The organism is Cronobacter sp. EKM101R, assembly GCF_963888145.1.
Lineage (GTDB): Bacteria > Pseudomonadota > Gammaproteobacteria > Enterobacterales > Enterobacteriaceae > Cronobacter > Cronobacter turicensis.
Genome location: NZ_CAWPHW010000001.1, coordinates 261,778 through 275,267, shown reverse-complemented (window position 1 = coordinate 275,267; position 13,490 = coordinate 261,778). Strand labels below are relative to the sequence as shown.

At 60.7% G+C, this 13,490-nt stretch carries 13 protein-coding genes; 4 read left to right on the top strand and 9 right to left on the bottom strand.

Annotation, left to right across the window (positions count from 1 at the left end):
• Positions 1-2 precede the first annotated feature (2 nt).
• The 3 genes from AACV31_RS01365 to AACV31_RS01355 all read right to left on the bottom strand — a co-directional run bounded on the left by AACV31_RS01365 (position 3) and on the right by AACV31_RS01355 (position 4,066).
• Positions 3-1,547: a methyl-accepting chemotaxis protein gene (locus AACV31_RS01365; protein WP_165154722.1), complete on the bottom strand. Its 1,545-nt coding sequence runs from the start codon at positions 1,545-1,547 to the stop codon at positions 3-5.
• Positions 1,548-1,658: 111 nt separating this feature from the next.
• Entirely contained in the window at positions 1,659-2,384 is a 726-nt protein-coding gene (gene btsR / locus AACV31_RS01360) for a two-component system response regulator BtsR (RefSeq protein ID WP_007762493.1), read from the bottom strand.
• Complete coding sequence (locus AACV31_RS01355) at positions 2,381-4,066, bottom strand: sensor histidine kinase (protein WP_165154724.1); 1,686 nt, start codon at positions 4,064-4,066, stop codon at positions 2,381-2,383. Before AACV31_RS01355 ends, btsR begins: the two co-directional genes overlap by 4 nt.
• Positions 4,067-4,180: 114 nt before the next feature.
• Here AACV31_RS01355 and AACV31_RS01350 point away from each other — a divergent pair, with 114 nt between their 5' ends.
• Positions 4,181-4,606, top strand: a complete 426-nt coding sequence (locus AACV31_RS01350) for a GNAT family N-acetyltransferase (protein ID WP_075197683.1) — start codon at positions 4,181-4,183, stop codon at positions 4,604-4,606.
• A 58-nt stretch (positions 4,607-4,664) separates the two neighbouring features.
• On the opposite strand, the gene apbC is transcribed toward AACV31_RS01350, so the two are convergent.
• Positions 4,665-5,774 carry an iron-sulfur cluster carrier protein ApbC gene (gene apbC / locus AACV31_RS01345; RefSeq protein WP_038856763.1) on the bottom strand — a complete coding sequence of 370 codons (1,110 nt, stop codon included), beginning with the start codon at positions 5,772-5,774 and terminating at the stop codon, positions 4,665-4,667.
• A gap of 136 nt (positions 5,775-5,910) precedes the next feature.
• Entirely contained in the window at positions 5,911-6,249 is a 339-nt protein-coding gene (locus tag AACV31_RS01340) for a putative T6SS immunity periplasmic lipoprotein (protein WP_161588510.1), read from the bottom strand.
• A gap of 271 nt (positions 6,250-6,520) precedes the next feature.
• On the opposite strand from AACV31_RS01340, the gene metG reads away from it, so the two are divergent.
• The 3 genes from metG to AACV31_RS01325 all read left to right on the top strand — a co-directional run bounded on the left by metG (position 6,521) and on the right by AACV31_RS01325 (position 9,646).
• Positions 6,521-8,554, top strand: coding sequence for a methionine--tRNA ligase (gene metG, locus AACV31_RS01335; protein WP_165154734.1), 2,034 nt, complete (start codon positions 6,521-6,523; stop codon positions 8,552-8,554).
• A 178-nt stretch (positions 8,555-8,732) separates the two neighbouring features.
• Positions 8,733-9,476, top strand: a complete 744-nt coding sequence (locus tag AACV31_RS01330) for a MerR family transcriptional regulator (protein ID WP_007762512.1) — start codon at positions 8,733-8,735, stop codon at positions 9,474-9,476.
• A gap of 59 nt (positions 9,477-9,535) precedes the next feature.
• Positions 9,536-9,646, top strand: coding sequence for a protein YohO (locus tag AACV31_RS01325; protein WP_015741830.1), 111 nt, complete (start codon positions 9,536-9,538; stop codon positions 9,644-9,646).
• Here the strand turns inward: AACV31_RS01325 and AACV31_RS01320 are convergent.
• The 4 genes from AACV31_RS01320 to osmF are packed head-to-tail and all read right to left on the bottom strand — an operon-like array spanning position 9,624 to position 13,378.
• On the bottom strand, positions 9,624-10,355 hold the full coding sequence (locus AACV31_RS01320) for an ABC transporter permease (RefSeq protein ID WP_007762514.1): 732 nt from the start codon (positions 10,353-10,355) through the stop codon (positions 9,624-9,626). The genes AACV31_RS01325 and AACV31_RS01320 overlap by 23 nt on opposite strands.
• Positions 10,348-11,289 (bottom strand): ABC transporter ATP-binding protein, encoded by a 942-nt coding sequence (locus AACV31_RS01315; protein ID WP_015741832.1) that lies wholly within the window; start codon positions 11,287-11,289, stop codon positions 10,348-10,350. Before AACV31_RS01315 ends, AACV31_RS01320 begins: the two co-directional genes overlap by 8 nt.
• Entirely contained in the window at positions 11,282-12,439 is a 1,158-nt protein-coding gene (locus tag AACV31_RS01310) for an ABC transporter permease (protein WP_165154736.1), read from the bottom strand. The genes AACV31_RS01315 and AACV31_RS01310 overlap by 8 nt, the downstream gene beginning before the upstream one ends.
• 30 nt (positions 12,440-12,469) lie before the next feature.
• Positions 12,470-13,378, bottom strand: a complete 909-nt coding sequence (osmF, locus tag AACV31_RS01305) for a glycine betaine ABC transporter substrate-binding protein OsmF (RefSeq protein ID WP_007762526.1) — start codon at positions 13,376-13,378, stop codon at positions 12,470-12,472.
• Positions 13,379-13,490: the final 112 nt, after the last annotated feature.

The following is a 13,490-nucleotide window of genomic DNA, read 5'->3' as shown; positions in this document are numbered from 1 at the left end:
GATCAGGCCGAGAGGCGGAACTTCTGCACGGTGCTTTGCAGCTCTTCGGTCTGACGCTCCAGCGCGGCGGCGGCGGCGGAAACCTGCTCCACCAGCGAGGCGTTCTGCTGGGTGACGGTGTCCATCTGGGTGATAGCCAGCCCCACCTGCGAGATGCCCTTGCTCTGTTCTTCAGACGCCGAAGCGATCTGTTTGATGATCGTGCTGACGTTCGATACGCCGCGATAGATTTCCGCCATCGAATCCCCCGCCGCGTTGACCAGCTCCGAACCTTTATCGATACGCTCGACCGATTCGGTGATGAGCGTTTCGATTTCACGGGCGGCCTCAGCGCTGCGGCTCGCAAGGTTGCGTACTTCGCCTGCGACGACCGCGAAGCCGCGGCCCTGCTCGCCTGCGCGCGCCGCTTCAACGGCGGCGTTGAGCGCCAGGATGTTGGTCTGGAACGCAATGCTATTAATCACGCTGGTAATATCGGCGATTTTCTTCGAACTGCCGGAAATCCCCTGCATGGTCTCGATAACATTCTGCGCCAGCTGGCCGCCTTTACCGGCGTTTTCCGAGGCGGCATGCGCCAGCTCGCTCGCCTGACGGGCGTTCTCGGCGTTAAGGCGCACGGTAGAGGTCAACTCTTCCATACTGGCGGCGGTCTGCTCCAGCGCGGCGGCCTGCTCTTCGGTACGTGACGAAAGATCATTATTGCCCGCGGAAATTTCCGACGCGCCGCGCCAGATATTTTCGCTGCCGTGGCGAATCGCGCTCACGGCTTCGCGCAGTTGATCCTGCATCGCGGTCAGCAGCGGCACCAGTTTACCGACGCAGTTGCGGCCAAACGGTTCAACCGGCTGGCTGAGATCGCCTCCCGCAATCAGGGTGAAGTGGTTGCGGATTTTCTCAAGCGGCTTCACCAGCAGCGCCACCAGATAGCGGTCGGTCAGCAGCAACAGGAGCAGACCAATGATCACCGCAATAATAATCACCGTTTTGGTGGTGACGGTCATGCTGTCGACGCGCTCGCGGGTGGCGTCAAGCTTGGCGCCCGCCGCGGCGTTGAATTTCTCGGCGCTCGCGCCAAACGCGCGGCTGAAGACCGGCGTCACTTTACCGGCATGGGCGCGGTATGCCTCCGGCGTGCCTTCGCGCGCCAGTTTCATTTGCGGGATCACACCTTCATCGAGCAGCTTCTGCCAGTCGGCGATCACTTTTTGCGATACGGCCGGATCGAGCGGGCCGGGGGAGAGCTGTTTAAACGCGTCGAGCTGGCGCGACATGCTGTCGAGCGCCTGCTGCACGGATTCGAGCGATTTGGCGTCCGGCGTGCCGTTTTCCATGGCGCGGGTAAGACGGGTGACGAAGCGGAAATACTGATCGTTGCCTTTGCTGAGCACGGTCATTTGCGACACCAGCTGGCGGTCCACACGGTTGCCATCGGCCATCGCCGAGAGCGAATAGACGCTGTAGACGCCCACGGCCGCCCATAACACGCAGAGTACGCCGAGCACCGTCAGCATCACTGCGCGGATGGAAAAGTCTTTAAGCAGGCCCATCAAGAAGTCCTCATTTTTGCCTGATACGGATATATCTTCCCGTTATCGGCAAACGAGGAAAAAGATGTACGGGGCGATAACATTTATTTTACCGCCGCGATAATCACGCGCCTATCCGCGCAGTCCGAGCGCTTCTTTCAGGGTTTTGAGATAACGGCGGCTGACCGGCACCGTCTGGCCGTGGCGCAGCAGCAGCTCCGCCTGGCCGTTCTCCTCCAGCCGGATCTCTTTCAGGTGCGCCATGTTGACCAGATACTGCCGGTGGCAGCGCATGAGCGGCGTGCGGCTCTCCAGCGTGCGCAGCGTCAGCTCGGTGAAACCTTCCTGCCCTTGCCCGCTCGTGACATACACGCCGCTCATGCGGCTGGCGACAAACGCCACGTCCTCCATTTGCAGCAGGTAAATGCGGCTGTGGCCAGTGCAGGGAATAAATTTCAGCGCCTCCTGGCGCTCGGTGATCGGCGACATATCCTGCTCGCGCCGCTCGTTGCGCATCCGCGTCAGCGTCTTTTGCAGGCGCGCGGTCTCAATCGGTTTGAGCAGATAATCAAAGGCATGCTCTTCAAACGCCTGCACGGCGTATTCGTCAAACGCCGTCAGAAAGACAATCCACGGGCGGGTGTCGGGGTCGAGCATCCCGACCATTTCGAGACCGGAGATGCGCGGCATCTGGATATCGAGAAAGACCACGTCCGGGCGCAGGCGGTGCACCGCGCCGATAGCCTCCACGGCGTTGGCGCATTCGCCCACCACCTCGATATCCGCCTCTTCTTTCAGCAGAAGACGCAGATTCTCTCGCGCCAGCGGCTCGTCATCGACAATCAGCACGCTAATCATGTCGTTCCCTCCAGCGGTAAACGTAAGGTAATCCGGGTAAAGCGGTCCTGTTCACAGGCGACCGAAATGCCGCACTCGTCGCCGAAGCGCGCGCGCAGTCGTTTATCCACCAGGCTCATGCCAAGGCCGTTGTTCGCGGCGTTGGGCTGATAGAGCCCGGCGTTGTCTTCAATTTCCAGCACCAGATGCTCGTCGTCGCGGCTGCCGCGCAGGGCGATTTCGCCCGGTCCTAAAAGCTGCGAGGTGCCGTGCTTAATGGCGTTCTCGACAATCGGCTGCAACGTAAACGCGGGCAGCCGGATATGGCGCAGCTCATCGGGCAGGTTCATGCTCACCTGTAAATGCGACTGAAACCGCGCCTGTTCGATTTGCAGATACGCGTTCACATGGTCGATTTCATCGGCGAGCGACACCACATCCGTCGGGCGCTTGAGGTTTTTGCGGAAAAATGTCGAGAGATACTGCACCAGCTGGCAGGCCTGATCGCTGTCGCGGCGGATCACCGCCATCAGCGTGTTCAGCGCGTTAAACAGGAAATGCGGGTTCACCTGGGCATGCAGCAGCTTGATCTCCGACTGGGTGAGCAGCTGCTTCTGGCGCTCATACTGGCCCGCCAGGATTTGCGCGGAAAGCAGTTGCGCGATCCCTTCTCCCAGCGTGCGGTTAATCGAGCTGAACAGACGGTGCTTGGGCTCATACAGCTTGATGGTGCCGACCACCTTACGGTTCTCGCCGCGAAGCGGGATCACCAGCGTCGAGCCGAGCTTACAGTTCGGGTGCAGCGAACAGCGGTACGGCACTTCGTTGCCGTCGGCGTAAACCACTTCGCCGGACTCGATCGCCCGCAGCGTCCAGGGCGACGAAATGGGGCTGCCAGGCAGATGGTGATCCATACCGATGCCGGTAAAGGCCAGCAGCTGTTCGCGATCGGTAATGGCGACCGCGCCTATCTCCAGCTCCTGGCGAATCACCTGCGCCACCTTCATGCTGTTTTCGACGTTAAACCCCTGGCGCAGGATCCCTTCTGTCGCAGAGGCGACCTTCAGCGCGGTGGCGGAAAACGCCGTGGTGTATTTCTCAAACATCGCGCGCTTGTCGAGCAGAATGCGCATGAACATCGCGGCCCCGACGGTATTCGTGACCACCATGGGCGCGGCGATGTTTTGCACCAGATGCAGCGCGTCGCCGAACGGGCGGGCAATCAGCAGAATAATGCCCATCTGGACAATCTCCGCCACCAGCGTAATCGCGCCTGCGGTAAAAGGGTTAAAGATTTTATCGGTGCGCCCGCGACGAATCAGCCAGCGGTGAACGATCCCGCCGAGCAGCCCTTCGACAATCGTTGACACCATGCAGCTCAGCGCGGTCATGCCGCCGAGCGAATAGCGATGCAAACCGCCGGTGAGCCCCACCAGGCCGCCCACCAGCGGCCCGCCGAGCAGGCCGCCCATGACGGCGCCAATCGCGCGGGTATTAGCGATGGAGTCCTGGATATGCAGGCCGAAATAGGTGCCCATAATGCAGAAACCAGAGAACGTAACGTAGCACAACAGTTTATGCGGCAGGCGAATCGACACCTGGATCAGCGGAATAAACAACCGCGTTTTGCTCATCAGCCAGGCGATCACCAGAAACACGCACATCTGCTGGAGCAGCAATAACACCAGATTGAACTCGTACACGTCCACGCTCCGCTCTGACAATTAAGAGCGCGTAAAATACGCTGCTGTGCCATAACTTTCTATGAAGAAAACCAAAAAAACAGCAGGTCAGCGTCGTTTATAAAGGAGACCGTTATGGAGATTAGACCGTGGGAGGAGAGCGATCGCCCGTTTTTACGCACGCTCTATCTGCACGCCCGCCGCGAGGGGTGGCCGTGGCTTGACCCCAGCGAATGGCGACTGGAGGATTTTGACGCCGACACGCTCGGCGAAACGATTCTGGTGGCGCAGGAGGACGGCCACCGGCTGGGGTTCGCGTCCATCGCTGACAATGACAACTTTCTGCATCATCTCTTTGTGGCGCCAGACGCCCAGGGGCGCGGCGTCGGCGCGGCGCTGCTGGAGGCCGTGCAGGCGCGGTTTACCAGCACCGGCGCGCTGAAATGTATGGAGAAAAACGCACGCGCGCTGCGCTTTTACGCCCGTCACGGCTGGGTGGAGGAAGGACACGGCGACGCCCCGGAAGGCGCCTATGTGCTCCTGCATTTTCGCAAACCCTGATCCATAAAAAACGCCTCCCGTGGGAGGCGTTTTTCATTTTAGCGACAACGACCCGGCATCACACCGCGCGAAACGCGATATCGCCCGGGATCACTTCGCCTTCCCAGTAGAGCTGCGCCGCCACACGGCCCGCCAGCTGGCGGTAAATGGTGGTGAACTCGCTCTCCGGGCGGGAGACCACGGTCGGCTGGCCGCGGTCGAGGTCTTCACGCAGCGTAATATGCAGCGGCATCTGGCCCAGCAACTGGGTGCGGTAGGTTTCCGCCAGCTTCTGCGCGCCGCCGGTGCCGAAAATCGGCTCGTGATGACCGCAGTTGCTGCAAATATGCATACTCATGTTCTCAACGATGCCAAGCACCGGCACTTCCACTTTTTCAAACATCACGATGCCTTTTTTAGCGTCGATAAGCGCGATGTCCTGCGGCGTGGTCACCACCACCGCGCCGGTCACCGGGATGTTCTGGGCAAGCGTCAGCTGAATGTCGCCGGTGCCCGGCGGCATATCCAGCACCAGATAGTCGAGATCCGGCCACATGGTTTCCTGCAGCAGTTGCAGCAGCGCTTTGCTCGCCATCGGACCGCGCCACACCATGGCGTTATCGTCGGTCACCAGGTAACCGATGGAGTTGGTGGCAAGACCGTGAGACATAATCGGCGCCATGTGCGTGCCGTCCGGCGAGGTCGGGCGTTCGCCTTCCGCGCCCAGCATCGTCGGCACCGACGGGCCGTAGATATCGGCATCCAGAATGCCCACTTTCGCGCCTTCCGCCGCCAGCGCCAGCGCCAGGTTGACGGCAGTAGAGGATTTCCCTACACCGCCCTTGCCGGAGCTGATCGCGATGATGTTTTTCACACCGTTCACGCCCGGCTGGTTTTTCACGCGTTTTAAGGTGGCGATGCTGTGGGACAGCTTCCAGTCGATCGCGCTCGCGCCGGTTAAACGCAGCAGCTCGGCGCTCACCTGCTCTTTCAGCTCCTCAAAACCGCTGCGCCAGGCGAACGGCATCAGCAGTTCGACATGGATGGTGTCATCAAGCCAGGCGACGTGATGCAGCGCTTTCAGCGCCGTGAGGTTGTGCTTCAGGGTGGGGTGCTGGAAATTGGCTAACGTCCCGGCGACCAGCGCACGCAGCGCCTCGGGGGATTTGGCCTGGGATTGCGAATTCATCCCGACTCCTTTGTTGTTCTGATGTTAATAAATTGCAGTCATAGAATCATAACAGAGTCGTGGGGAGTAAGACGACATTAAACGCCCGTTGAGCCTGGCCTGATGTGCGCTTATGCACACCAGCGGGCGTCTGGCTTCAGGGCGCGATAAACGATACGGCGTATTTTTGCCGTTCACCGCCCGGCTTCATCAGCACATACTCTGCCACCCACGCTTCACCCTTCTGGTAAGCGCCGTACGGCAGACAGGTCTGATACGCAGGTAATAGCACCGCGTGGCGCTTTGGGTTTGGGTCATGGATGGAATAAACCGCATACTGCGTGAAGACATCCCCCGGCCCGGCCTGCGCGGTATAAATACAAACCTCGCCATTGATAATGCGCACGTCGCCGGCGCGATTAAACGTCGCCTGGTCAGCCACGCAGCCGGTTAAATTAACCAGCGACATCAGGAAAATAGCCGATAACGTTTTCATATCTGGCGAGCAGTCCTTTTTTATCCGATTGGGATACGCTTTAAAACGCCGCCCACCTTTAAAGCATTAGCGCCAGCCTCACTGATATCCATCCCACAGACGCCCGCAATTCAGAATCCCTCGCGCGTGTTATTCCTGGCGGCTCATCGCCTCGCCGTAGGCCGCTCTTTCGTCTGCTTTTTTGCGCGCTTTTGCCGCCGCGCGGTACTCAACGCGGGTGGATTCGGGTACTATGACTGCCCCATTTGCCACAGAAGACGTAATACTCACTATGACTCAAGTCGCGAAGAAAATTCTGGTAACGTGCGCGCTGCCGTACGCCAACGGCTCCATCCACCTCGGCCATATGCTGGAGCACATCCAGGCTGATGTCTGGGTCCGTTACCAGCGAATGCGCGGCCACGAGGTTAATTTCATCTGCGCCGACGACGCCCACGGCACGCCTATCATGCTCAAAGCCCAGCAGCTTGGCACTACGCCGGAGCAGATGATTGCCGAGATGAGCAAAGAGCATCAGACCGATTTCGCGGGCTTTAACATCAGCTACGACAACTATCACTCCACCCACAGCGACGAAAACCGCGTGCTGTCGGAGCTGATTTACACCCGCCTGAAAGAGAACGGCTTTATTAAAAACCGTACCATTTCGCAGCTCTACGATCCTGAGAAAGGCATGTTCCTGCCGGACCGTTTCGTGAAAGGCACCTGTCCGAAATGTAAATCTGCGGATCAGTACGGCGATAACTGCGAAGTGTGCGGCGCGACCTACAGCCCGACCGAGCTTATCGAGCCGAAATCGGTGGTCTCCGGCGCGACGCCGGTGATGCGTGATTCTGAACACTTCTTCTTCGATCTGCCGTCGTTCAGCGAAATGCTGCAGGCGTGGACCCGCTCCGGCGCGCTCCAGGAGCAGGTGGCGAACAAAATGCAGGAGTGGTTTGAATCCGGCCTGCAACAGTGGGATATCTCCCGCGACGCGCCTTACTTCGGCTTTGAAATCCCGAACGCGCCGGGCAAATATTTTTACGTCTGGCTGGATGCGCCTATCGGCTACATGGGGTCGTTCAAAAACCTGTGCGACAAGCGCGGCGATACCCTGAGCTTCGAGGAATACTGGAAAAAAGACTCCGCCACCGAGCTGTATCACTTCATCGGTAAAGATATCGTCTATTTCCACAGCCTGTTCTGGCCGGCGATGCTGGAAGGCAGCGGTTTCCGCAAACCGACCAACCTGTTTGTGCACGGCTATGTGACGGTCAACGGCGCGAAAATGTCTAAATCGCGCGGCACGTTCATCAAGGCCAGCACCTGGCTGAACCACTTCGACGCCGACAGCCTGCGCTACTACTACGCGGCGAAACTCTCGTCACGCATCGACGATATCGACCTGAACCTGGAAGATTTCGTGCAGCGCGTGAACGCGGATATCGTCAACAAGGTGGTCAACCTGGCGTCGCGCAACGCGGGCTTTATCGCTAAACGTTTTGACGGCGAATTAGCCGCGGAACTGGCTGACCCGGCGCTCTACAAAACCTTCACCGACGCGGCTACCGTGATTGGCGAGGCGTGGGAGAGCCGCGAGTTTGGTAAAGCGATCCGCGAAATCATGGCGCTTGCCGATCTGGCGAACCGCTACGTTGACGAACAGGCCCCGTGGGTGGTCGCTAAACAGGAAGGCCGCGACGCCGATCTGCAGGCGATCTGCTCCATGGGCATTAACCTGTTCCGCGTGCTGATGACGTACCTGAAGCCGGTACTGCCGGAGCTGTGCGCGCGCGCCGAGGCGTTCCTGAATGTCGAGCTGACCTGGGACGGCGTTAACGCCCCGCTGCTCGGCCATAAAGTGAACAGCTTCAAAGCGCTCTATAACCGTATTGAGATGAAACAGGTGGAAGCGTTAGTGGAAGCCTCCAAAGAAGAAGTGAAAGCGGCTGCCGCGCCTGCGACCGGCGAGCTGGCGGATAACCCGATTCAGGAGACCATCACGTTTGACGATTTCGCGAAAATCGATCTGCGCGTGGCGCTGATTGAAAACGCGGAATTCGTTGAGGGCTCCGACAAACTGCTGCGCCTGACGCTGGATCTCGACGGCGAAAAACGCAACGTCTTCTCCGGCATCCGCTCCGCCTACCCGGACCCGCAGGCGCTGATTGGCCGTCTGACGGTGATGGTGGCGAACCTCGCGCCGCGCAAAATGCGCTTCGGTATTTCTGAAGGCATGGTCATGGCCGCAGGCCCTGGCGGGAAAGATATCTTCCTGCTGAGCCCGGACAGCGGCGCGAAGCCGGGTCAGCAGGTGAAATAACCTGACGCCCAACGCGCCAGCCGCGCCATAAACCGAGGGGAGATGCATATCTCCCCTTTTTTCGTCCTGCGCCGTGGTTTTCGCCTTTTGCCGCCAGGATACAGGATACAAACTCTTTTTCCCGGTTCGTGCATCACCTACTACATTTAACGGGTAACATTTCCCGAAGAGAACCAGTATGGCGTTATATACGATTGGCGAAGTGGCCGATCTCTGCGAAGTAAACCCTGTGACGCTGCGCGCGTGGCAGCGCCGTTACGGGCTGATCAAACCCGTACGCACCGACGGCGGCCACCGTCTGTTCAGCGAGGCGGACATCGACCGCATACGCGAAATCAAACACTGGATTGAGCAAGGCGTCCAGGTCAGTAAAGTTAAAACGCTGCTCAGCGAGGACGGCGCCGATGAGCCGGAAGGCTGGCGCGAGCGACAGGAGATGCTGCTCACGAAACTGCGCAGCGGCAATCCAGGCCAGGTGCGCCACTGGGTAAGCGAGCTTGGGCGCGATTACCCGGCCCAGATGCTGGTGCGCCATCTTTATACCCCGCTGCGCCGCCGGATGCAGTTACAGCATGCCACGCTGCATGCGCTGTTAAGCCTTCTTGACGGCATTCTGATTAACTACATCGCGCTCTGCCTGCAATCGGCATGGAAAAAGCCCGGCAACGACGCGCTGGTGGTCGGCTGGAATCATCAGGATGCGACGCAGGTCTGGCTCGCGGCCTGGGTGGCGGTGCAGAAAGGCTGGCGGGTGGATGTGCTGGCGCAGCCGCTGGTACAGTTGCGCCCGGAGCTGTTTCCTGGCAAAACGCTGCTGGTGTGGTGCGGAGAGCCGCCCGCGGCGCGTCAGCTTGAGCAGATCGCCGCCTGGCATCAGCAGGGACACGCCATCTTTTCACTCCATGAGCCGGAAACGATTTAAAGGTTCATTAACAGGCGCGCTTCACCGTATAATTACGCGGTTAACATAAGGAGCAACGCATGAAATTAGTCAGAATCGGGCTTATCACCGGCATGGTCCTGATGGCCATCGGGGGTATCGGCGGCGTTATGCTAGCCGGCTACACCGTTATCCTGCATTCCGGTTCATAACCCGCGCCAGGCGCTCAAAGAGCCGGTCCACCAGGACCGCCGCCAGCGCCACCAGCACCGCACCCTGAATCACATACGCCGTGTTAAACCCACTCAGGCCGATGATAATCGGGGTGCCGAGCGTGCTGGCGCCCACGGTCGAGGCGATGGTGGCCGTGCCGATATTAATAATCACCGACGTCCGGATCCCGGCGAGCATCACCCCGAACGCCAGCGGCAACTCCACTTTGCGTAATATTTGAGCGCGGCTCATGCCGACGCCCCGCGCCACCTCTTTCACATCCTCCGGCACCGCGCTCAGTCCCGCGAGCGTCCCTTGCAAAACGGGCAACAGGCCGTAAAGAATGAGCGCGACAATCGCAGGCTCCCGTCCGAAGCCCATCACCGGCACGGCAATCGCCAGCACCGCCACCGGCGGGAACGTCTGCCCGGCGGCGGCGAGCGTTTCGGCAAGCGAGCGGAACTCGCGTCCCCACGGGCGCGTTACGGCAATCCCCACCGCGACGCCGCAGGCGACCGACACCGCGCCCGCGACCGCCACCAGGCCGAGATGCGAGAGCGTGAGCGCGACAAAGCTCTCCTGGAGATAAACCGGGCGCGACAGCCCCGGAAACAGCCAGTGAAACAGTCCTTCGCTGTGCGGCATCGCCAGTAACAGCGCGACAAACAGCAGCGCCAGCCAGAGCAGCGGATCGCGCAGTCTATTCACCCCGCGCCTCCCGCTGATTCACCAGATGACGAAAGCGCAGCACGCCGCGGTGCGCCCCTTGCGCGTCCACCACCGACAGCGCCTCGCACTGGCGCTCGACAAACACTGACATCGCCTCGCGCAGCGTTAAGGTGTCCGCCACTGGCGCGCCCTCGCCTGTGCCAGGCTCGATAAATTCCGCCACCTGTTTGAGCGACAGCAATCGCACGCCAAGCTCGCTGCGCCCGAAAAAATCACGCACGAAATCATTGCGCGGCGCGGTGAGCAGCGTCAGCGGCGCGCCCTGCTGCACCACTTCGCCGTTATCCATCAGCACCAGATGCTGGGCAAGCCCGAGCGCCTCGTCGATGTCGTGCGTGACCAGCACAATGGTGCGCCCGAGCAGCTGATGAATGCGGCGCATCTCCTGTTGCAGCGCGCTGCGCGTTACCGGATCGAGCGCGCCGAACGGCTCGTCCATCAGCAACACCTCCGGGTCGGCCGCCAGCGCGCGCGCCACGCCGACGCGCTGCTGCTGCCCGCCGGAGAGCTGATGCGGATAGCGATCGCGAAACGCTTCAGGCGCGAGCCCAAGCAGCGCGAGCAGCTCATCGACCCGCGCCTGAATGCGCGCCTTCGGCCATTTCAGCAACTGCGGCACCGTGGCGACGTTTTGCGCCACCGTCCAGTGCGGGAACAGCCCGACCGACTGAATCGCATACCCCATGCGCCTGCGCAGCGCTTCGGGCGAAAACTGACGGATTTCCTCGCCCGCGAAGCGGATCTCGCCCGCGTCGTGCTCCACCAGACGATTAATCATCTTCAGCGTAGTGGACTTACCGGAGCCGGAGGTGCCGATAAGCACCGAAAACGCGCCTTCGGCGAACGTCAGGCTTAAGTCTTTCACCGCCGCGCCGCCGTCATAAAATTTACTGACCTGCTGAAATTCAATCATCTCGTTTCGTCTCCAGCGCGCCGATGGCGAGCGTAAACAGCGCGTCCAGCACTACCGCCAGCGCCACGACCGGGATCACCCCGAGCAGCACCAAATCGAGCGCGCTGCTGAGTAATCCCTGAAATACCAGCGCCCCGAATCCGCCTGCGCCAATCAGGGCGGCCACCACCGCCATCCCGACCGTCTGCACCGCCACCACCCGCAGGCTGCGCAGCCAGACGGGCAGCGCCAGCGGCACATCGACATGCCAGAAGCGCTGCCAGGCGGACATGCCCATTCCGCGAGCGCTCTCCCGCACCGCGTCGGGAACCTGCCCAAGCCCCGCCACCACGCCGCGCACCAGCGGCAGCAGCGCGTAGAGCGTGAGCGCAATCAGCGCGGGCGCAAGCCCGGTGCCGGAGACGCCCAGCGCGCCGAGCGCCGGAAATGTCTGCGCCAGCCCGGCGAGCGGGGCCATCAGCAGACCGAACAGCGCCACCGACGGCACCGTCTGAATAATATTGAGCGCGGCGAACAGACCGGGCTGCCAGCGCGGGCGCCGGTGACACAGGATCCCGAGCGGCAAGCCGATGACGACCGCAGGCGCCAGCGTGCCGAAAAGCAGCGTCAGGTGGCGCGCGGCGGCGTCATCAAACACCGTCTGGCGGTTGGCGTATTCTTTAAGAAGCGACAGCGCATCGAAATGACCGCTCAGCAGAAGCCAGAGCGGCGCAATCCAGATTTGCGCCTGTAGCAGCCAGCGCCAGAGCGGCTGGCGCGTCAGCCTGCCGATGGCGTCGCTTGCAGCGAGCAACGAGACCGCGAGCATCAGCCACAGGCCGCTGCCGGGCGAGGTCCGCGCCAGACGACTGCCGGTTTCAGCCAGCCGCGCCGCCTCGTCGCCCGTCACAAACAGCAGCGTGATAAAGAGCGCTTGCGCGGCAATAAGAATCAGCAGCGCCCCCGGTTTTCCGGGCACGCAGGCGAGCAGACAGAGTAAAAGCGGCAGCGCCCACAAGGCAGGCGCGATAGCAGGAAAAAGCCCGGAGAGGCCGAGCGGCGCGCCGGACACCAGCCGGTTCGGCGCGTAATTTAAAAAGGGCAACAGGGCGGCGGCGGCCAGCAAGACCGCCAGCAGCACCAGCACCCGGTTATGGCATCTGATTGACAAAACGTGTCCCGCAGGCAAACGCCGGAGGCGTTATTTCACCAGTCCTTTTTCTTTAAGCCACTGCGACGCCACTTTACCGGCATCGAGCCCTTCTACCGCGATTTGCGCATTCAGTTCCTGAAGCGTTTTCTCATCCAGCGCTTTAAAGACCGGCTCAAACCACTGCGGCATCTCCGGGTACGCCTTCAGTACCGCCTCACGCACGACGGGCGCTGGCGCGTAAACCGGCTGAACGCCTTTCGGATCGGTGAGCGTTTGCAGACCGAGCGCCGCTACCGGGCCGTCGGTGCCATACGCCATCGCGGCGTTAACGCCGGAGGTTTGCTGGGCCGCCGCTTTGATGGTCACCGCGGTATCGCCGCCCGCGAGCGACAGCATCTGATCCTGATTCAGTTTAAACTGGTAGGCTTTTTCAAAGGCTGGCAGCGCGTCCGGGCGCTCGATAAATTCCGCCGAGGCGGCGAGTTTGAACGTGCCGCCGTCTTTAAGGTAACGGCTGAGATCGGCAAGCGAGGTCAGTTTGTTTTTCTGCGCCAGATCCTGACGTACCGCGATAGTCCAGGTGTTGTTCGCCGCCGCGGGCGTCAGCCAGATAAGTTTGTTCTGCTCGGCGTCGAGCTTTTTGACTTTGTCATAGCCCTGCTGTGCGTTTTTCCAGGCCGGATCGTTCTCCTGCTTAAAGAAAAACGCGCCGTTGCCGGTGTATTCCGGGTAGATATCCAGCTCGCCGGACGTGATCGCCCCGCGCACCACCGGTGTGGTGCCCAGCTGGATTTTGTTGACCGTTTTCACGCCGTGGCTGTCCAGCACCTGCAGAATAATGTTGCCGAGCAGCGCGCCTTCGGTGTCGATTTTCGAGCCCACTTTCACCGGCTCGGCCGCCTGCGCGCCTGCCGCCAGTAGTAACAGACCTGCCGCGCTCCAGAGTTTTAGCCTCATGATTTTCCTCTTTTATCCGCTTCGCTAAGGGCTTAAGAGAAAAGCGTAGTTGATAAATCTCAGGGGGAAAGGGAAAAGACGGGAAATGGCATTTTTTAACGGACAAACGCCA

Excerpts from the sequence above, each read along its gene's own strand:
- metG (WP_165154734.1), top strand. The coding sequence starts at position 6,521 with ATGACTCAAGTCGCGAAGAAAATTCTGGTAACGTGCGCGCTGCCGTAC.
- AACV31_RS01365 (WP_165154722.1), bottom strand. The coding sequence starts at position 1,547 with ATGGGCCTGCTTAAAGACTTTTCCATCCGCGCAGTGATGCTGACGGTG.
- AACV31_RS01350 (WP_075197683.1), top strand. The coding sequence starts at position 4,181 with ATGGAGATTAGACCGTGGGAGGAGAGCGATCGCCCGTTTTTACGCACG.
- AACV31_RS01330 (WP_007762512.1), top strand. The coding sequence starts at position 8,733 with ATGGCGTTATATACGATTGGCGAAGTGGCCGATCTCTGCGAAGTAAAC.
- AACV31_RS01315 (WP_015741832.1), bottom strand. The coding sequence starts at position 11,289 with ATGATTGAATTTCAGCAGGTCAGTAAATTTTATGACGGCGGCGCGGCG.
- btsR (WP_007762493.1), bottom strand. The coding sequence starts at position 2,384 with ATGATTAGCGTGCTGATTGTCGATGACGAGCCGCTGGCGCGAGAGAAT.
- apbC (WP_038856763.1), bottom strand. The coding sequence starts at position 5,774 with ATGAATTCGCAATCCCAGGCCAAATCCCCCGAGGCGCTGCGTGCGCTG.
- osmF (WP_007762526.1), bottom strand. The coding sequence starts at position 13,378 with ATGAGGCTAAAACTCTGGAGCGCGGCAGGTCTGTTACTACTGGCGGCA.
- AACV31_RS01325 (WP_015741830.1), top strand. The coding sequence starts at position 9,536 with ATGAAATTAGTCAGAATCGGGCTTATCACCGGCATGGTCCTGATGGCC.
- AACV31_RS01340 (WP_161588510.1), bottom strand. The coding sequence starts at position 6,249 with ATGAAAACGTTATCGGCTATTTTCCTGATGTCGCTGGTTAATTTAACC.